At 52.9% G+C, this 20,156-nt stretch carries 17 protein-coding genes and 1 pseudogene; 11 read left to right on the plus strand and 7 right to left on the minus strand.

Annotated elements, in window-relative coordinates; all coding sequences use genetic code 11:
* Positions 1–45: 45 nt before the first annotated feature.
* The 6 genes from gshB to metK form a co-directional block, all read right to left on the minus strand.
* Positions 46–993, minus strand: a complete 948-nt coding sequence (gene gshB / locus OGY83_RS19840; RefSeq protein WP_003027083.1) for a glutathione synthase — start codon at positions 991–993, stop codon at positions 46–48.
* Between the two features lie 19 nt (positions 994–1,012).
* Positions 1,013–1,744, minus strand: a complete 732-nt coding sequence (rsmE, locus tag OGY83_RS19845) for a 16S rRNA (uracil(1498)-N(3))-methyltransferase (RefSeq protein WP_008785768.1) — start codon at positions 1,742–1,744, stop codon at positions 1,013–1,015.
* Positions 1,745–1,818: 74 nt separating this feature from the next.
* Positions 1,819–2,526 carry a deoxyribonuclease I gene (endA, locus tag OGY83_RS19850; protein WP_153752287.1) on the minus strand — a complete coding sequence of 236 codons (708 nt, stop codon included), beginning with the start codon at positions 2,524–2,526 and terminating at the stop codon, positions 1,819–1,821.
* Positions 2,527–2,620: 94 nt separating this feature from the next.
* Positions 2,621–3,118 (minus strand): SprT family zinc-dependent metalloprotease, encoded by a 498-nt coding sequence (locus OGY83_RS19855; RefSeq protein ID WP_003825440.1) that lies wholly within the window; start codon positions 3,116–3,118, stop codon positions 2,621–2,623.
* A 76-nt stretch (positions 3,119–3,194) separates the two neighbouring features.
* Positions 3,195–4,589, minus strand: a complete 1,395-nt coding sequence (gene galP, locus OGY83_RS19860; RefSeq protein ID WP_008785766.1) for a galactose/proton symporter — start codon at positions 4,587–4,589, stop codon at positions 3,195–3,197.
* A 401-nt stretch (positions 4,590–4,990) separates the two neighbouring features.
* Positions 4,991–6,145, minus strand: coding sequence for a methionine adenosyltransferase (gene metK, locus OGY83_RS19865; RefSeq protein ID WP_020996311.1), 1,155 nt, complete (start codon positions 6,143–6,145; stop codon positions 4,991–4,993).
* A 539-nt stretch (positions 6,146–6,684) separates the two neighbouring features.
* Here metK and yqgG point away from each other — a divergent pair.
* The 4 genes and pseudogenes from yqgG to speB all read left to right on the plus strand — a co-directional run.
* A pseudogene (yqgG, locus tag OGY83_RS19870) lies at positions 6,685–6,786 on the plus strand (small protein YqgG); the annotation flags it as partial.
* Positions 6,787–7,044: 258 nt separating this feature from the next.
* Positions 7,045–7,176 carry an acid stress response protein YqgB gene (gene yqgB, locus OGY83_RS19875; RefSeq protein WP_003027062.1) on the plus strand — a complete coding sequence of 44 codons (132 nt, stop codon included), beginning with the start codon at positions 7,045–7,047 and terminating at the stop codon, positions 7,174–7,176.
* An 8-nt stretch (positions 7,177–7,184) separates the two neighbouring features.
* Complete coding sequence (gene speA / locus OGY83_RS19880; RefSeq protein WP_071692619.1) at positions 7,185–9,161, plus strand: biosynthetic arginine decarboxylase; 1,977 nt, start codon at positions 7,185–7,187, stop codon at positions 9,159–9,161.
* 237 nt (positions 9,162–9,398) lie between these two features.
* The gene (gene speB / locus OGY83_RS19885; RefSeq protein ID WP_003027056.1) at positions 9,399–10,319 is read left to right on the plus strand and encodes an agmatinase; all 921 of its coding nucleotides are present in this window, start codon (positions 9,399–9,401) and stop codon (positions 10,317–10,319) included.
* A gap of 100 nt (positions 10,320–10,419) precedes the next feature.
* Here speB and loiP read toward each other — a convergent pair whose 3' ends face one another.
* A complete protein-coding gene (loiP, locus tag OGY83_RS19890) occupies positions 10,420–11,178 on the minus strand; it encodes a metalloprotease LoiP (protein ID WP_237857533.1) in 759 nt (252 codons plus the stop codon).
* 279 nt (positions 11,179–11,457) lie between these two features.
* On the opposite strand from loiP, the gene tkt reads away from it, so the two are divergent.
* The 7 genes from tkt (at position 11,458) to OGY83_RS19925 (ending at position 20,057) form a co-directional block, all read left to right on the plus strand.
* Positions 11,458–13,449 carry a transketolase gene (tkt, locus tag OGY83_RS19895; RefSeq protein WP_079938664.1) on the plus strand — a complete coding sequence of 664 codons (1,992 nt, stop codon included), beginning with the start codon at positions 11,458–11,460 and terminating at the stop codon, positions 13,447–13,449.
* 491 nt (positions 13,450–13,940) lie between these two features.
* On the plus strand, positions 13,941–14,969 hold the full coding sequence (gene epd, locus OGY83_RS19900) for an erythrose-4-phosphate dehydrogenase (RefSeq protein WP_008785759.1): 1,029 nt from the start codon (positions 13,941–13,943) through the stop codon (positions 14,967–14,969).
* 39 nt (positions 14,970–15,008) lie between these two features.
* Positions 15,009–16,172, plus strand: a complete 1,164-nt coding sequence (gene pgk / locus OGY83_RS19905; RefSeq protein WP_079938663.1) for a phosphoglycerate kinase — start codon at positions 15,009–15,011, stop codon at positions 16,170–16,172.
* Between the two features lie 88 nt (positions 16,173–16,260).
* On the plus strand, positions 16,261–17,340 hold the full coding sequence (gene fbaA / locus OGY83_RS19910; RefSeq protein ID WP_003027029.1) for a class II fructose-bisphosphate aldolase: 1,080 nt from the start codon (positions 16,261–16,263) through the stop codon (positions 17,338–17,340).
* A 191-nt stretch (positions 17,341–17,531) separates the two neighbouring features.
* Positions 17,532–18,392, plus strand: coding sequence for a small-conductance mechanosensitive channel MscS (locus OGY83_RS19915; RefSeq protein WP_079938656.1), 861 nt, complete (start codon positions 17,532–17,534; stop codon positions 18,390–18,392).
* A 189-nt stretch (positions 18,393–18,581) separates the two neighbouring features.
* Entirely contained in the window at positions 18,582–19,217 is a 636-nt protein-coding gene (gene argO / locus OGY83_RS19920; RefSeq protein ID WP_057102151.1) for an arginine exporter ArgO, read from the plus strand.
* A gap of 93 nt (positions 19,218–19,310) precedes the next feature.
* Positions 19,311–20,057: an oxidative stress defense protein gene (locus tag OGY83_RS19925; RefSeq protein ID WP_003825465.1), complete on the plus strand. Its 747-nt coding sequence runs from the start codon at positions 19,311–19,313 to the stop codon at positions 20,055–20,057.
* Positions 20,058–20,156: the final 99 nt, after the last annotated feature.

Consider the following 20,156-nt stretch of genomic DNA (forward strand, 5'->3'; position numbering starts at 1 on the left):
TCCAGGCCGAATAAGACGCGATGGCGTCGCTATCCGGCAACATATTTATTTCTGCAAACGCGCTTCAATGGCATCCATCAGCATACCGGTAATCGAAACCGGGAACTCCGCTTCAATTTCACGAATGCAGGTTGGGCTGGTGACGTTAATTTCTGTCAGACGATCGCCAATGATATCCAGACCGACAAAAATCAAACCTTTCGCTTTCAGCGTTGGCCCAATGCGACGTGCAATTTCCCAGTCGCTGTCGGTCAATGGACGCGGCTCGCCACGACCACCAGCGGCCAGGTTGCCACGGGTTTCGCCACCCTGCGGAATACGCGCCAGGCAGTAAGGAACGGGTTCGCCATCAACCACCAGAACGCGTTTATCGCCATCTTTAATTGCTGGCAGATAGTTCTGCGCCATGCAGTAGCGGGTACCGTGCTCGGTCAGCGTTTCAGCAATGACGCCAAGGTTCGGATCGCCTTCCTTCACACGGAAAATAGATGCGCCGCCCATGCCGTCCAGCGGTTTGAGAATGATGTCGCTGTGTTTTTGCCAGAAGGCTTTCAGCTGCGCTTTGTTACGCGTGACCAGCGTTTCCGGCGTCAGATCGGCAAACCAGGCGGTAAACAGCTTTTCGTTGCAGTCGCGCAGGCTCTGTGGTTTGTTGACGATCAGCGTCCCTTTTTCTTCTGCACGTTCCAGAATATAGGTTGCGTAGATGAACTCGGTATCAAACGGCGGATCCTTACGCATCAGAATAACGTCCAGGTCTGCCAGCGGGAGATCCTGCTCGCTCTTGAACTCATACCATTTGTCGTAGTTCTGCTCTACGCTCAGGGTACGCGTATGGGCGCGGGCTTCACCGTTGATCAGATAAAGATCGGCCATCTCCATATAATGAATTTCGTAACCGCGACGTTGCGCTTCCAGCAGCATAGCGAAGCTGGAATCTTTCTTGATGTTGATGCTTGCGATGGGATCCATCACGATGCCGAGCTTGATCATTTTCTTCTCCGTTTATGCCTTAGCCCAGATCGCCAAAACGCACCTGTAGCGCAGTAATGGCGGTGAGCGCAGTTGTCTCAGTACGCAGAACGCGAGGTCCTAACAGAATATCAGTAAACTGATAACGTGCAGTCATGGCAATTTCATCTGCCGACAGCCCGCCTTCCGGGCCAATCAGCAAGCGGATGCGCTCCACCGGCAGCGGCAGCGTATTGATGCTGGCGCTGGCGCGCGGATGCAGGTTCAGTTTCAGACCTTCGTCCTGTTCCGCGCACCATGCTTCCAAATCCATTGCCGGGCGAATTTCAGGCACCCGGTTACGACCGCACTGTTCGCAGGCGGCAATGGCGATTTTCTGCCACTGCTGGAGCTTCTTGTTCAGGCGTTCACTGTCCAGTTTAACGCCGCAGCGCTCAGAAAAAAGTGGCGTAATGAGGCTTACACCCAGTTCGATCGATTTCTGGATAGTGAATTCCATTTTTTCGCCGCGCGACATCACCTGGCCCAGGTGGATATGCAACGGCGACTCACGATCGTCGAGTTCAGCGTTAAGTACCTTCACGTCCACGCTTTTTTTACTGGCGTGGGTGATTTCAGCGTCGAATACCTGATTGCTGCCATCAAACAGCTGTAGCGCCTGGCCAGGTCCCATACGCAGCACGCGACCGATATGGTTGGCTGCATCTTCACACAGTGAAATTTGGCTGCCGGAAGTGATTGGCTCAGGGTGATAAATGCGAGGAATGCGCATAGTTAAACATCCGCGTCATGGCCCTGGGCTGCGAAAGGCCAGGGCATGGTTAAAAATATTGACGCTAGTGTAGGTTAGCTCTTTTGCGCCTGGCAAGCGCGTTGCACATATGGGTTATGGTTCCCCTGTACCTTTGCAATGCGTTCGTCACGCTCACACTCCCAGTCGGTGACCGGATATTGCTTATTCCAGGCGTTAAAAAGCTGAGTTTGCTGGCGGGAGAGCGTTAGATCGTACTGGTCGCGCATGTAAAAATAGGTCCGCGCGATGGCACCACGAGCGCGGGCCGGCGGTTCGGCAACTTTCTCTTTGAAGTCGACCTTCATGGTGCATTGCCCATACTGACCCTCGCCACCGTTCCACTGGCTGTACATGAAGTTAGCGCGATCGCCATTTACCTCACCCACCGCAGGTTGCAGGTTATGCATGTCACTTTCCATCTTGCGGTAGACCGGATCTTTGGCGCAGTTTTTACGCCCTCCGTCCTGCCAGCACTGGCGCTGATGACCAAATTGCCATGCGGGGACAACGTGCTCCCATTCAATTCGACTGGCGCGGTTTTCATTTTTTCGCACTTTATAGCCGCAGGATTCGAGGTCAACGACCCCTTTTTTGCCTTGCCAGTTAATTTTACAACCGCAGTAGAAATCGCCCGGCGCATCGGCGTTAACCTTGACGCCAGCTGCTTTTGCCTGAGAAAAACTGTTGATGCCTTCGGCTAAAACCGGGCCTGAAAACGCAGCGGCTAACAGGGCCGCAGCAAAAGAAAAATGACGGTACATCACAAACTCCGTGTCAAAACGAGCCCGCAACGTAGCGAAAGTTATTCCAGTATGCAATCAGTTAGATCAGAAAAGTTCCTGATAATTCTGAAGATTATTCTGCAACCAGCGGTTCGCCGCAGTGAACACAGCGATAGGTGGCCTCACCGCGCACAACGCGGTTATGGCGGCGGACGGTCAGTTGGTGCTCCTGACACTTACAGCGGTAAGTAAAGGTCTTGCGCTGGACCGATTGCAGTTCAAACTGATGCGTGCGTCGGGCCGGTACGCCCAGCACGCTTTCCATCATCCATTTCCACTCTTTTCCGTGTGGCGGCACGCGCCCAAAGTGCTTCCAAACCAGTAAATGCGCCAGTTCGTGGGGCACCACTTCGTTAATGAACGCGTCGACGTTCTCCATCAGAAGGACGGGATTAAGCCTAATTTCATAGGTTTGTAGCCACGCGGTACCTGCGGCGGTGCCGCGCTGTTGGTAAACCAGTTTTGGCTCCGGGTATTGGCGTTCGAGCTTGAGATTAGCCTGGGCGAGTTTTTCCCGCAGGCTGCGCATAACGGCTTGCTGGATGGCGATAGGGAGACGGGAGGTTTTCATAACGCCAGAGGATAGTGCGACAGGGATGGGACTGCAAGAGGAAGGCTTCCTCCGCTGGGGAGGAAGCCTTTGGTGATTAGTCGTGTGCGCCAATTTCGCGCAGTTTACGACCTTTCATCAGGTTACGTTCAATGTGTTCTAAAGAGACGTTTTTAGTTTCAGGGATCAGCCACAGAGTCAGGAAGATGAACAGTACGTTCAGGCCACCGTAGACCCAGAAGGTGTTGGCGCTGCCCAGCGAGTTCAGCATCGTCAGGAAGGTTGCGCCGACGATCATATTGGCAATCCAGTTGGTTGCGGTAGAGCAGGTGATGCCGAAATCGCGACCTTTCAGCGGCTGGATTTCAGAGCACAGTACCCAAATCAGCGGACCGGCGCTCATTGCAAAACCAACGATAAACATCAGCAGCATCAGTACTGCGAAGTATTGTGCGGATGCCGAGTGAATACCCACGTGCATCATTGTTCCCAGCACGCCCATACCAACAGCCATGACGATAAAGCCGAGGATCAGCGTAGGCTTGCGGCCCCAACGGTCAACCAGACCAATGGCGATAAAGGTTGCCAGCACGTTGGTCAGACCGACGATAACAGTCCCCCACATCTGCTCGGTAGTGTTGGTGTAGCCCGCCAGCTCAAAGATTTTCGGTGCGTAATACATGATGACGTTCATCCCGGTGAACTGCTGCATCACCTGTAGCAGAACGCCAAGGAATACCGCGCGACGGAAGTTGCTGTTTTCTTTAAACAGCGCCCAACCACTCTGCTTTACCTGCAGGCTTTCACGGATTTCATCCAGCTCGCGTTTGGCTTCTGCGCTGGTGTCACGCAGACGCAACAGGACGCGTTCGGCATCAACAAAACGACGTTTAGCTGCAAACCAACGTGGGCTGTCTGGCAGGAAGATAACGCCGACCAGAAGCAGCAGGGCAGGGATGATGATTACACCCAGCATCCAGCGCCATGCGCCGCTGTAGCTAAACGCTGTATCGGAAAGATACGCGCCTAAAATACCGATGGTGATCATCAACTGATACATAGAGATCATGCTGCCACGAATCTTTTCCGGAGCGATTTCAGACAGGTACAGCGGCGCGGTATAAGACGCAACGCCCACAGCCAGGCCGAGTAGTACGCGGGAAACCAGCAGGACTTCAACGTTTGGCGCCGCGGCGGAGAACAGTGAACCCGCAACAAACAGGATCGCACCGATCATCAGGCTTTTTTTGCGTCCCAGTTTGAAGGAGAGCCAACCGCTGCCGACAGCACCGACAGCCGCACCAAACATCATGGAACTCACCACCCATTCCTGAGTGTGCGGGGTAATTTGAAACTCGTCGGTGATGAACGGTAAAGCACCGGCAATAACACCGATATCCAGGCCAAAAAGTAATCCAGCCAGGGCTGCCAGAAAGCAGACAAAAAATGTCATGGCTTTGTTGGAACGCCCCGTTTTTTTATTGTCAGGCATGATGCCCTCCGGTTGGGTAGCTAGTTTTGTTGATGTTAAGGGTAGGTGAGTACGGGGTAAAAAAATGCGAATCACATCACATTAGTGTAATCGCTTACACTAGCATTTACGTGATTTATTAGTTAATTCATTGAAAGTTAACATTATTTATTGTGATTAAATAATGTCAGTCGCCTGGTTTTAAGACAATGATGAAAGGTAATGTAACAGTGATGCAAGTGTGCTGACTAAGAGATGTTAATTCAAGGTAGAGGGAAATATGGTGTGATGTAATCGCTTTCATTTTCATTTAAAACAATAGTGATCAGCGCGGTTTGGCGATGGATGTGGGAGGGGAGATAGGTATAAAAAAAGACCAGCGTGAGGCTGGTCTTCATAAGCGGCGTTAAGTCTGTTTTAAATTACTTCAGACCGGCAGCGTCGCGCAGCAACTGTGCTTTGTCGGTTTTTTCCCATGGGAAATGTTCGCGACCAAAGTGACCGTAAGCGGCGGTTTCTTTGTAAATCGGGTGCAGCAGATCCAGCATCTGAATCAGGCCATACGGGCGCAGATCGAAGAACTCACGCACCAGAAGGGTCAGCTGCTCTGAAGGCACTTTTTCAGTACCGAACGTTTCCACCATGATAGAGGTCGGTTCCGCCACGCCGATTGCGTAGGAAACCTGAATCTCGCAGCGGTCAGCCAGGCCTGCGGCAACGATGTTTTTCGCTACGTAACGGGCTGCATAGGCTGCGGAACGGTCAACTTTAGACGGATCTTTACCAGAGAATGCACCGCCGCCGTGACGCGCCATGCCGCCGTAGGTATCAACGATGATCTTACGACCGGTCAGACCGCAGTCGCCCATCGGGCCGCCGATAACGAAACGACCAGTTGGGTTGATGAAGAATTTGGTCGAAGCGGTCAGCCATTCGGTCGGCAGTACCGGCTTGATGATCTCTTCCATAACGGCTTCTTGCAGCGATTTCTGGTCGATATCTTCAGAGTGCTGAGTAGATAGAACAACAGCATCAATACCGACGATTTTGCCGTCGTCATACTGGAAGGTTACCTGGCTTTTTGCATCCGGACGCAGCCAGGATAAGGTGCCGTTTTTACGCACTTCAGCCTGACGCTGCACCAGACGGTGAGCATAGGTAATAGGTGCAGGCATCAGCACGTCGGTTTCGTTGGTTGCATAACCAAACATCAGGCCCTGGTCGCCTGCGCCCTGTTCCAGCGGATCGGCACGGTCAACACCCTGGTTGATGTCCGGAGACTGTTTACCAATCGCGCTCAGTACCGCACAAGAGTTGGCGTCAAAGCCCATGTCGGAATGCACATAGCCAATTTCGCGAACCGTGTTACGGGTGATCTCTTCGATATCAACCCATGCGCTGGTGGTGATCTCACCGCCAACTAAAACCATTCCGGTCTTGACGTAGGTTTCGCAGGCAACGCGTGCTTTCGGATCCTGTTCAAGGATTGCATCCAGCACGGCATCAGAGATTTGGTCAGCGATTTTGTCAGGATGCCCTTCTGATACGGACTCGGACGTAAAAAGGTGTTTTGCCATATTTAATTTCACCTAAGGAGAATTTGGTTAGCTCAAACTGTCGAGTGGAATAGCCATGTGTAGAAGATTCTACCATGAGTCTGCAGATGACGGACACTGGCAGTCTGAGTGTTAATCGGTATAGATGGATTAACATCTGGACGGCTATTTTAGGACAGTTCTTCGCCTGATTTCCAGCTTTTTTTGATTGAGGTCGCATTGTACTGAAAATGTAACTGGAAATTTTTCCTGACGGTGCTGGCAATGTGCATATTTATCTTTTGCATTTTCGTACTGTTGTCGGTATAAAACGCGGCGCGCGGCTCATATCCGTCATACTTCAAGTTGCATGTGCGTTGGCTCCTCGCTCGCCCCAGTCACTTACTCATGTAAGCTCCCTGGGACTCTCTGCGTTGCCGCCTTCCCACAACTCGAATTATTTAGGATAGACAAAAGCACACGACGTTTTCATCGTGTTGCCACTTCCAGCCGGGTTAACACTTTAGCTTTGGCTTGTGGGTTCGTTCCGTAAGGAGCAACCGTGGAGGTGATACGAGATAATGAACCGTTGTATTCTGCTGAATCTGTCGCACCGTCCTGGTGTACACATGTCCCCCGCAATCTGCATCTCTGCTTTGCATACCTGTCGATGTTATATACACAAAATCATTTATGCTGCGTCGAGGCGGCAAGTGAATGAGTCCCCTGAACGTACGAGTAGTACGTGACTGGGGCGAATGAGCGTAGCCAACAAAGAGGCTGCATGAAGGATGAAGTGTATACCCATCTCGGCGTATCTCAGGACTCAAGAGCCGGTAACGGTCACTAAGAACTGAACAAGGGCGCTCTTGGTAAACAAGAGTTTTCTCGTGGTTTCGCCGAACCGTCAGCATTAAGTTCGGTTACGTGTTTACATTGATATGAAAAAGAAACCGGTCGCACAGTCGGAGCGTCAGCACTATCTGCTGCAAATTCTGCCTGTATTTGGGTTGTTATCGCGTCTTCGGATTGCGATAGTAGTCAACTGTTTTACACTTGTTAATAAAATTTGAGGTTCGCTATGTCTGACGACATTTCTTTGGGTTCGCCTTCGTCAGCAGGCGAACACGGTGTACTACGCTCCATGCAGGAGGTTGCAATGAGTTCCCAGGAAGCCAGCAAGATGCTGCGTACTTACAATATTGCCTGGTGGGGTAATAACTACTATGACGTCAATGAACTGGGTCACATCAGCGTGTGCCCGGATCCGGACGTACCCGAAGCGCGCGTTGACCTTGCTGAGTTGGTGAAAGCCCGTGAAGCGCAGGGCCAGCGTCTGCCTGCATTGTTCTGCTTCCCGCAGATCCTGCAACACCGTCTGCGTTCGATTAACGCCGCGTTTAAACGCGCCCGTGAATCTTACGGCTACAACGGTGACTATTTCCTCGTTTACCCGATCAAGGTCAACCAGCACCGTCGCGTGATTGAATCGCTGATCCACTCCGGCGAACCGCTGGGGCTGGAAGCGGGTTCCAAAGCTGAACTGATGGCCGTTCTGGCCCATGCCGGAATGACCCGTAGCGTAATCGTGTGTAACGGTTATAAAGACCGCGAATATATCCGTCTGGCGCTGATTGGCGAGAAGATGGGCCATAAGGTCTATCTGGTCATCGAGAAGATGTCTGAAATCGCTATCGTGCTGGATGAAGCTGAACGCCTGAATGTTGTTCCGCGCCTCGGCGTGCGTGCGCGTCTGGCGTCGCAGGGTTCCGGCAAGTGGCAGTCCTCCGGCGGTGAAAAATCAAAATTCGGCCTGGCGGCAAACCAGGTGCTGCAGCTGGTAGAGATTCTGCGCGAGCGCGGCCGTCTGGACAGCATTCAGTTGCTGCACTTCCATCTCGGCTCACAGATGGCGAACATTCGTGATATCGCCACCGGGGTACGTGAATCGGCGCGTTTCTACGTTGAGCTGCACAAGCTTGGCGTCAACATCCAGTGCTTCGACGTGGGCGGTGGTCTGGGCGTGGATTACGAAGGTACTCGTTCGCAGTCTGACTGTTCCGTAAACTACGGCCTGAACGAATACGCCAACAACATCATCTGGGCTATTGGCGACGCCTGTGAAGAACACGGTCTGCCGCATCCGACGGTAATCACCGAATCTGGCCGCGCGGTTACCGCGCACCATACCGTGCTGGTATCTAACATTATCGGCGTTGAGCGTAGCGAACACACAGAAGCAACGCCTCCGGCTGACGATGCGCCGCGTGCTCTGCAAAGCATGTGGGAAACCTGGCAAGAAATGCATGAACCGGGAACCCGTCGTTCGCTGCGTGAATGGCTGCACGACAGCCAGATGGATCTGCACGATATTCATGTTGGTTACTCTTCAGGCACCTTTAGCCTGCAAGAGCGTGCGTGGGCTGAGCAGCTTTATCTGAACATGTGCCATGAAGTGCAGAAACAACTCGACCCGAGCAACCGCGCGCACCGTCCGATTATCGACGAGCTGCAGGAGCGTATGGCGGATAAGATTTACGTCAACTTCTCGCTGTTCCAGTCGATGCCGGATGCGTGGGGGATCGATCAGCTTTTCCCGGTAATGCCGCTGGAAGGACTGAACCAGGTACCTGAACGCCGTGCGGTGCTGTTGGATATCACCTGCGACTCTGATGGCGCGATCGATCACTACGTTGACGGTGATGGCATCGCGACCACGATGCCGATGCCGGAATACGACCCGGAGAACCCGCCGATGCTGGGCTTCTTTATGGTCGGCGCGTACCAGGAGATCCTCGGCAACATGCACAACCTGTTCGGTGATACCGAAGCGGTTGACGTGTTCGTCTTCCCTGACGGCAGCGTAGAAGTTGAGCTGTCCGACGAAGGGGATACCGTGGCGGATATGCTGCAGTACGTGCAGCTGGATCCGAACACCCTGCTGACGCAGTTCCGTGACCAGGTAAAGAACACCGATCTGGATACCGAGCTGCAGCAACAGTTCCTCGAAGAGTTTGAGGCCGGTCTGTACGGTTATACTTATCTGGAAGATGAGTAACGATAAATGCCCGCTGGCGCTGCGCTTACCGGGCCTACGAAAGTAGGCAGGATAAGGCGAAGCCGCCATCCGGCAGTCGGAATCCGCGGGGGCAGCATTTATGGCTCTCACTTGAATCCGTACAAAATAACGGCGATAATTTGCCGTAAATATGCAGTTACCAAATCAATCCCTTCCTCGTCGGGCTTAACGACGCGGAGGGGATTTTTTTTCATCGATTTTTAAAGAGGTCAGTACATGAGCACCTTAGGTCATCAATACGACAACTCCCTGGTTTCTAACGCCTTTGGTTTTTTACGTCTGCCGATGAACTTCATGCCATACGACAGCGACGCCGATTGGGTGATCACCGGCGTACCGTTTGATATGGCAACGTCTGGCCGCGCGGGCGGTCGTCATGGTCCGGCGGCAATCCGTCAGGTTTCCACTAACCTGGCGTGGGAGCACAACCGCTTCCCGTGGAACTTCGATATGCGCGAACGCCTGAACGTGGTGGACTGTGGCGATCTGGTTTACGCGTTCGGTGATGCCCGTGAAATGAGTGAAAAACTGCAGGCGCATGCTGAGAAGCTGCTTTCTGCCGGCAAGCGCATGCTCTCCTTTGGCGGCGACCACTTCGTCACGCTGCCGCTGCTGCGCGCGCACGCTAAACACTTTGGTAAAATGGCGCTGGTGCACTTTGATGCCCACACCGACACCTACGCGAACGGCTGCGAATTCGACCACGGCACTATGTTCTACACGGCGCCGAACGAAGGGCTGATCGATCCGAATCACTCTGTGCAGATTGGTATTCGTACCGAATTCGATAAAGACAACGGCTTTACCGTGCTGGATGCCTGCCAGGTGAACGATCGCAGCGTAGATGACATCATCGCCCAGGTTAAGCAGATTGTCGGTGATATGCCGGTGTATCTGACCTTTGATATCGACTGCCTGGATCCAGCGTTTGCGCCGGGTACCGGTACGCCAGTAATTGGCGGTCTGACTTCCGATCGCGCGATCAAGCTGGTACGTGGTCTGAAAGATCTGAACATCGTCGGGATGGATGTTGTTGAAGTGGCTCCGGCTTACGATCAGTCAGAGATCACCGCTTTGGCAGCGGCTACGCTGGCTCTGGAAATGCTGTACATTCAGGCGGCGAAGAAAGGCGAATAAGTTGTTTTGCCGGATGGCGCTAACGCTTATACGGCCTACAGCTGGTTGATGCTTGTAGGCCGGATAAGGCGTTCATGCCGCCATCCGGCACGATTAACGGTTATTTGATCCCGTCTGCGCTCATGCGATCGCGAATATGTTGCGCACGTTCTGCGGATGCCGGGTGATCGTCAAACATTGAGCTTTGACGTCCAGCTTCCAGTTTGGCCAGTTTCTCAAAGCTGGTGGCTAAACCTGCCGGATTGATCCCACGTTTGCGCAACAAATCATACGAGTAATCATCCGCCTCGGATTCCTGACGCTGAGAGAACTGCGAGTTCACCAGTTTCTCGCCAAGATCGCCCAATTGCGACTGCGACAGGCTGCCGACAATGCCGCCTGCGGAGGCCGCCGCTGCACGTACGGCGTTGGTACCCAGCGCAACCTGCATACCTTTTTTCACGTGACCCAGCGCGACGTGGCCCATTTCATGGCCGATCACCGCTTCGACTTCGTTGTCAGTCATCATATCCATCAGGCCGCTGTACACACGGATACAGCCGTTTGCCATGGCAAAGGCATTCACATCTTTCGCCATATAGACTTTGTAGTTCACTGGCTGGCCGTTAATGTTATCGCCAAGTGCGGCGGCGATTTTGCCAAGACGCGTTGCGTACTCGCTGCTGGCCGGGGCGATAGTAGCCTTGCTGTCCATATCTTTACAGGCCTGATCGCTCAGCGTTTTTACCTGAGCATCGCTCAGACTGTAGGCCTGAAAAGCCTCCGCGCCAGAAGAAAGCAGTCCGTTGGAGTCCATGTTCTGGCAGCCGGTCAATGCCGCAGCCATGCTCGTAGCAAGCAGTAAAGCGCGAATTTTCATTTTTTCTCTTCCGCACAAAGTCAGGATTATTCTAAAAATTACGTCGTTTGCAGGTGAACCGACGCTCGGCCTAAGTATAAAGAAAAGAACAATACGCGGGCGAGAAGATTGCGCAACTTGCGCGCATGATCCAGAGATTTCTGAAGCGGTAAAAGGATGCTCCATGTACATGACACGCGGCTTGGGTTACATTGTTGGCACTTTTTTCCGGCGTAGCCCAAAACGCGCTGTCGTCAAGTCGTTTAGGGCGTGGCCTTCATTATCCGATCTGGAGTCAAAATGTCCTCACGTAAAGAGCTTGCCAATGCTATTCGTGCGCTGAGCATGGACGCAGTACAGAAAGCCAAATCCGGTCACCCGGGTGCCCCGATGGGTATGGCTGACATTGCCGAAGTCCTGTGGCGTGATTTCCTGAACCACAACCCGACTAACCCGTCCTGGGCTGACCGCGACCGCTTCGTGCTGTCCAACGGTCACGGATCCATGCTGATTTATAGCTTGCTGCACCTCACCGGCTATGATCTGCCTATGTCCGAGCTGCAGAACTTCCGTCAGCTGCACTCCAAAACTCCGGGTCACCCGGAAGTGGGTTACACCGCGGGTGTTGAAACCACTACGGGTCCTTTGGGTCAGGGCATTGCGAATGCAGTGGGTATGGCTATCGCTGAAAAAACGCTGGCGGCGCAGTTTAACCGTCCAGGTCACGACATCGTTGACCACTTCACCTACGCTTTCATGGGTGACGGCTGCATGATGGAAGGTATCTCTCACGAGGTATGTTCCCTGGCTGGTACGCTGAAGCTGGGCAAACTGGTTGCGTTCTACGATGACAACGGCATCTCTATCGATGGCCACGTTGAAGGCTGGTTCACCGATGACACCGCGAAGCGTTTTGAAGCTTACGGCTGGCACGTGGTTCGTGGCGTTGATGGCCACGATGCTGACGCGATTAAGCGTGCAGTTGAAGAAGCACGCGCAGTGACCGACAAACCGTCCCTGCTGATGTGCAAAACCATCATCGGTTTCGGTTCTCCGAACAAAGCGGGTACTCACGACTCTCACGGTGCACCGCTGGGCGATGCAGAAATCGCACTGACCCGTGAACAGCTGGGCTGGAAATACGCGCCGTTCGAAATCCCGTCTGAAATCTACGCGCAGTGGGATGCGAAAGAAGCCGGTCAGGCAAAAGAAGCTGCATGGAACGAGAAGTTCGCTGCTTATGCGAAAGCCTTCCCACAGGAAGCTGCTGAATTCACCCGTCGTATGAAAGGTGAAATGCCGTCTGACTTCGACGCAAAAGCGAACGAGTTCATTGCTAAGCTGCAGGCTAATCCGGCGAAAATCGCCAGCCGTAAAGCTTCTCAGAACGCGATTGAAGCCTTCGGTCCTCTGCTGCCTGAATTCCTCGGCGGCTCCGCTGATCTGGCACCGTCTAACCTGACGCTGTGGTCTGGTTCGAAAGCAATTAACGAAGATACTGCCGGTAACTACATCCATTACGGTGTGCGCGAATTCGGTATGACCGCTATCGCGAACGGTATCTCCCTGCACGGTGGTTTCCTGCCGTACACCTCCACCTTCCTGATGTTCGTGGAATATGCCCGTAACGCGGTGCGTATGGCTGCGCTGATGAAACAGCGTCAGGTAATGGTCTACACCCACGACTCCATCGGTCTGGGCGAAGACGGCCCGACTCACCAGCCGGTAGAGCAGGTTGCTTCTCTGCGTGTGACCCCGAACATGAGCACATGGCGTCCGTGTGACCAGGTTGAATCCGCCGTTGCGTGGAAATATGGCGTTGAGCGTCAGGATGGCCCGACCGCGCTGATCCTCTCCCGCCAGAACCTGGCACAGCAGGAGCGTACCGAAGAGCAGCTGGCAAACATCGCTCGCGGTGGTTACGTGCTGAAAGACTGCGACGGTCAACCGGAACTGATCTTCATCGCTACCGGTTCTGAAGTTGAGCTGGCTGTGGCTGCGTGGGACAAACTGACTGCCGAAGGCGTGAAGGCGCGCGTGGTTTCCATGCCGTCTACCGACGCGTTCGACAAGCAGGATGCCGCTTACCGCGAATCCGTGCTGCCGAAAGCAGTCTCTGCTCGTGTGGCAATTGAAGCGGGTATAGCCGACTACTGGTTCAAATACGTGGGCCTGAATGGCGCTATCGTCGGTATGACCACCTTCGGTGAGTCTGCTCCGGCAGAGCTGCTGTTTGAAGAGTTCGGCTTCACCGTAGACAACGTTGTCGCGAAAGCAAAAGAACTGCTGTAATTTCGGTTACAGGTGAAAACGGGTCGCTCAGGCGGCCCGTTTTTTTTGCTTTTCAGGAACGCGCCGCGCGTTGCGCAATCGCATGGCGCAGTCTGCTATCCAGATCGCCTGCGGCCATCGTTGAGGAGTTCCGGGACTCGCACCTTGCGCTGGTGATTAGATGTTGGTTAGGGGGCTTTCTGATTTAAATCAGGGTGTGTAACACGACAACGAAATAATTTTGTTACGGTTATTCGTCATTCTGGAATATGGAATAAATTAAGCGTTGAAGGGCGTTGAAATGTGACGCAAGTCAGATAATTGTGTTCTGTTGCTGGACAATCATTCCTTTTATTCCGCGTTTCGCTTATTCTAGCTGAAGCGTTTCAGTCGATTAAATGTTCGACAATTAACCAATTAGTCGCAGTTTGCGACAGGTAAGGTTTCCCTGAGCGATTTGCTGCATTACTCTGTCTGCCACATCGTTTCTGAGAAATCCTTGCAGGAGACCTATGACCGTACGCGTAGCGATTAATGGTTTCGGTCGCATCGGACGCAACGTGGTTCGTGCTTTGTATGAATCCGGGCGTCGGGCGGAAATCACCGTGGTGGCAATCAACGAACTTGCGGATGCTGCAGGCATGGCGCATTTGTTGAAATATGACACCAGCCATGGACGTTTTGCCTGGGATGTTCGTCAGGAACGTGACCAGCTCATCGTTGGCGATGACGCGATCCGCATTCTGCATGAGCGAACACTCGATGCGCTTCCATGGCGCGAACTGGGTGTCGACATCGTGCTGGATTGTACGGGGGTCTTCGGCAATCGCGAACACGGCGAGGCGCATATTGCCGCTGGTGCAAAAAAAGTGCTCTTTTCACATCCTGGTAGTCACGACATCGACGCAACCGTAGTGTATGGCGTTAATCAGGATCAGCTGCGCGCTGAGCACCGGATCGTTTCCAACGCTTCCTGCACCACAAATTGCATAATACCCGTCATTAAATTGCTGGATGATGCTTACGGCATTGAGTCTGGTACCGTCACCACGATCCACTCCGCGATGCACGATCAGCAGGTTATTGATGCTTATCATCCTGACCTGCGTCGCACGCGAGCGGCCAGCCAGTCGATTATTCCGGTTGATACCAAACTGGCTGCGGGCATCACGCGAATTTTCCCGCAGTTTAACGATCGTTTTGAAGCGATAGCGGTGCGTGTACCGACCATAAATGTGACGGCGATCGACTTAAGCGTGACGGTGAAAAAACCAGTAAAAGCCAGTGAAGTCAACCAGTTGCTGCAAAAAGCAGCACAAGGTGCATTTCATGGTATAGTTGACTATACGGAATTACCGTTGGTCTCTGTAGATTTTAACCACGACCCGCACAGCGCCATCGTTGATGGTACGCAAACGCGTGTGAGTGGCGCTCACCTGATCAAAACGCTGGTCTGGTGTGATAATGAATGGGGCTTTGCTAACCGTATGCTCGACACTACGTTAGCGATGGCTGCTATTGGTTTCAGGCTCGACGCTTGAGCGTCGACAAAACTTTATGAATCAACGAGAGGATTCACCATGTCTGTAATTAAGATGACCGATCTGGATCTGGCTGGTAAACGCGTTTTTATCCGTGCGGACCTGAACGTACCAGTTAAAGAAGGGAAAGTAACCAGCGATGCGCGTATCCGTGCTTCACTGCCAACCATCGAACTGGCCCTGAAACAGGGTGCAAAAGTGATGGTAACTTCCCACCTGGGTCGTCCTACCGAAGGCGAGTACAACGAAGAATTCTCTCTGCTTCCGGTTGTTAACTACCTGAAAGACAAACTGTCTGCTCCGGTTCGCCTGGTAAAAGATTACCTGGACGGCGTTGAAGTCGCTGCCGGTGAACTGGTGGTTCTGGAAAACGTTCGCTTCAACAAAGGCGAGAAGAAAGACGACGAAGCACTGTCCAAAAAATATGCTGCACTGTGCGACGTATTCGTAATGGACGCTTTCGGTACAGCTCACCGTGCACAGGCTTCTACTCACGGTATCGGTAAATTCGCTGATGTAGCTTGCGCAGGTCCGTTGCTTGCTGCTGAGCTGGATGCTCTGGGTAAAGCACTGAAAGAACCTGCTCGTCCGATGGTTGCTATCGTTGGTGGTTCTAAAGTTTCTACCAAACTGACCGTTCTGGATTCTCTGTCAAAAATCGCTGACCAGCTGATCGTTGGCGGTGGTATCGCGAACACCTTCGTTGCCGCTCAAGGCCACAACGTGGGTAAATCCCTGTACGAAGCTGACCTGGTTGAAGAAGCTAAGCGTCTGCTGACCACTTGCGACATCCCGGTCCCAACCGACGTTCGCGTAGCGACTGAATTCTCTGAAACTGCACCGGCTACTCTGAAGTCCGTTAGCGATGTGAAAGAAGACGAGCAGATCCTGGACATCGGCGACGCTTCTGCACAGCAGCTGGCTGACATCCTGAAAAATGCGAAAACCATTCTGTGGAATGGCCCGGTTGGCGTGTTCGAATTCCCGAACTTCCGCAAAGGTACTGAAATCGTTGCTAACGCTATCGCAGACAGCGAAGCATTCTCTATTGCAGGCGGCGGTGACACCCTGGCAGCAATCGACCTGTTCGGCATTGCTGACAAAATCTCCTACATCTCAACTGGCGGCGGCGCATTCCTCGAATTCGTGGAAGGCAAAGTACTGCCAGCAGTAGCGATGCTCGAAGAGCGCGCTAAAAAGTAAGAATTTAATGGGCAGGGAAACCTGCCCAATTATTAGCGTGCTATAGAGCGCGCGCCCTTTCCAAGGCCGAAGATACAGGACCCGCAACATGTCTAAAATTTTTGATTTCGTAAAACCAGGCGTAATCACTGGTGATGACGTACAGAAAGTTTTCCAGGTAGCTAAAGAAAACAATTTTGCTCTGCCAGCAGTTAACTGCGTTGGTACCGACTCCATCAACGCCGTTCTGGAAACCGCTGCAAAAGTTAAAGCGCCGGTAATCGTACAGTTCTCCAACGGTGGTGCTTCTTTCATCGCGGGTAAAGGCGTGAAGTCCGACGTTCCTCAGGGCGCTGCAATCCTGGGTGCTATCTCTGGCGCGCATCACGTTCACCAGATGGCTGAACACTACGGTGTTCCGGTTATTCTGCACACTGACCACTGCGCGAAGAAACTGCTGCCGTGGATCGACGGTCTGCTGGACGCGGGTGAAAAACACTTCGCAGCAACCGGTAAACCGCTGTTCTCTTCTCACATGATCGACCTGTCTGAAGAGTCTCTGGAAGAGAACATCGAAATCTGCTCCAAATACCTGGCGCGCATGTCCAAAATGGGCATGACCCTGGAAATCGAACTGGGTTGCACCGGTGGCGAAGAAGACGGCGTGGACAACAGCCACATGGACGCTTCTGCACTGTACACCCAGCCGGAAGACGTTGATTACGCATACACCGAGCTGAGCAAAATCAGCCCGCGTTTCACCATCGCCGCTTCCTTCGGTAACGTACACGGCGTTTACAAGCCGGGTAACGTCGTTCTGACCCCGACCATCCTGCGCGACTCTCAGGACTATGTTTCTAAGAAACATAACCTGCCGCACAACAGCCTGAACTTCGTCTTCCACGGCGGTTCCGGTTCTACTGCTCAGGAAATCAAAGACTCCGTAAGCTACGGCGTAGTGAAAATGAACATCGACACCGATACCCAATGGGCTACCTGGGAAGGCGTTCTGAACTACTACAAAGCGAACGAAGCTTACCTGCAGGGTCAGTTGGGCAACCCGAAAGGCGAAGATCAGCCGAACAAGAAATACTACGATCCGCGCGTATGGCTGCGTGCTGGTCAGGCAACCATGATCACCCGTCTGGAACAGGCTTTCAAAGAACTGAACGCGGTTGACGTTCTGTAATTTACGCCGTTCTACGTGACATGAGGCCCGCAAATGCGGGCCTTTTTTATTGCCATTTCAATATGCTGGTGGCAGAGAATTCTGTGATCTGTTTGGCAAAATCCAGGTTTATTGTTTACCCTTGTCAGGTTGCCAGTCCCGTCAGGGCGGCTTTATTTCTCCCGTTTGGGTAAGCAAAAAAGGAATAGTGAATGGAAGATTTGAATGTTGTCGACAGCATAAATGGTGCGGGCACCTGGCTGGTCCGCAATCAGGAGCTGCTGTTAAGCTATGCCGTCAACATCGTTGCGGCCATCGCCATTGTCATTATCGGTATGATTGTGGCACGCATCGTGTCAAACACCGTTAACCGCCTGATGGTGGCACGTAAAATTGATGCAACCGTTGCTGACTTCCTCTCCGCACTGGTGCGCTACGGTATTATCGCGTTCACGCTGATTGCCGCTCTGGGCCGCGTTGGGGTACAAACCGCTTCTGTGATTGCCGTTCTTGGTGCCGCAGGTTTAGCCGTTGGTCTGGCACTGCAAGGTTCACTGTCCAACCTCGCAGCTGGCGTACTGTTGGTGATGTTCCGTCCGTTCCGTGCGGGTGAATATGTAGACCTCGGCGGCGTAGCAGGAACCGTGCTCAACGTGCAGATTTTCTCCACCACTATGCGTACCGTAGACGGTAAGATTGTGGTGATCCCAAACGGTAAAATCATTGCCGGGAACATCATTAACTTCTCTCGTGAGCCGGTTCGTCGTAACGAATTTATCATCGGCGTGGCCTACGACTCCGATATCGATCAGGTGAAAAAAATCCTCACCGATATCATTCAGTCTGACGAGCGTATCCTTAAAGATCGTGAAATGACGGTGCGCCTGAATGAACTGGGTGCTTCCTCGATTAATTTCGTCGTACGCGTCTGGAGCAACAGCAGCGATCTGCAAAGCGTCTACTGGGACGTACTGGAGCGTATTAAACGCGAGTTTGACGCCAACGGTATCAGTTTCCCGTACCCGCAGATGGATGTGAACTTCAAGCGTGTGAAAGAGCGCGCGGCAGAGTAATTGCGTGCCCGGAGGCGCTTTCGCTTACCGGGCCGACAAAAGCTGTAGGCCGGACAAGGCGTCAGCCGTTATCCGGCATTTTCCCTCCGGTATTAATTCCTCTTATCCCTGATTAAAATTATCCATTTCCGCTAATGTTTTCCCCGCGCTATAGTCTGCTCCTGAGAGAAACAGTTCGGGATGATTAACGTGTTATCGTATTATTTTCAAGGGCTTGTACTAGGTGCAGCTATGATACTTCCGCTCGGTCCGCAAAACGCCTTCGTGATGAATCAGGGGATTCGTCGCCAGTATCACATCATGATTGCTTTACTCTGCGCTATCAGCGATTTAGTGCTGATTTGCGCGGGGATCTTTGGCGGTAGCGCCTTGCTGATGCAGTCGCCGTGGCTAATGGCGCTGGTCACCTGGGGTGGGGTGGCGTTTTTACTCTGGTACGGTTTCGGGGCGTTAAAAACGGCGATGAGCAGTAACCTGGAACTGGCCAGCGCCGAGGTGATGAAGCAGGGCCGTTGGAAAATCATCGCTACCATGCTGGCGGTGACTTGGCTCAACCCTCATGTTTACCTGGATACCTTTGTGGTGCTGGGGAGTCTGGGAGGGCAACTGGACGTTGAGCCGAAGCGCTGGTTTGCGCTGGGTACCGTCAGCGCTTCGTTTCTGTGGTTCTTCGGCCTGGCATTGCTGGCGGCCTGGCTCGCTCCGCGTCTGCGCACTGCTAAAGCACAGCGCATCATCAATACCCTGGTAGGATTGGTGATGTGGTTTATCGCTTTTCAGTTGGCAAAAGAAGGTGTTGCGCACGTTCATGCGTTGTTCAACTAAGTGTTGTCTGATGGACAACGCAGCAAGATCGGCTAAGCTTGCCTGCATGTGCCCTGAGTTTTGGGGTAATTAATGAAACATGGAGGAACGACCGTGAAGTTCAAAATAATGGCCCTGGCGGCATTAGTCGGATTCAGCGCACTATCGGTACAGGCAAATGAGTTGCCAAATGGACCGCACATCGTGACTTCCGGAACGGCAAGCGTGGATGCGACACCAGACATCGCTACTCTGGCGATTGAAGTGAACGTTGCTGCAAAGGATGCGGCTTCAGCGAAGAAGCAGGCTGATGAGCGCGTGGCGCAATATCTGTCCTTCCTTGAACAGAACCAGATAGCGAAGAAAGATATTAGCGCTGCAAACCTGCGCACCCAGCCGGACTACGACTACCAGAATGGTAAAAGTGTCCTCAAAGGCTATCGTGCGGTACGTACCGTTGAGGTCACGCTGCGTCAGCTGGACAAACTCAACGCGCTGCTCGATGGTGCACTGAAGGCCGGTCTGAATGAGATCCGTTCGGTATCGCTTGGCGTTGCCCAGCCAGATACTTACAAAGACAAAGCACGTAAAGCGGCAATTGATGATGCTATTCATCAGGCTGAGCAGTTGGCTGCGGGCTTTAACAGCAAACTGGGGCCCGTATACAGCGTGCGCTACCACGTTTCCAATTATCAACCGAGCCCGATGGTACGGATGATGAAAGCAGACGCGGCGCCTGCGACATCCGCTCAGGAAACCTACGAACAGCCGGTAATTCAGTTTGACGATCAGGTTGATGTGGTCTTCCAGATAGAGCCGACGGCGGGGCAACCAGCAGCAACGCCAGCCAAAACCCAGTAATCATTGCAGACCCGGCTTTCCAGCCGGGTTTTTTCTGTGAGCAACTGTAAAAATGAGACCCCACATCCAGTCTTTTTTTTCGCCGTAATGAGGATAGGC

Source organism: Citrobacter sp. Cpo090, from assembly GCF_030332665.1.
In the GTDB taxonomy this organism is placed as follows: Bacteria; Pseudomonadota; Gammaproteobacteria; order Enterobacterales; family Enterobacteriaceae; genus Citrobacter; species Citrobacter portucalensis.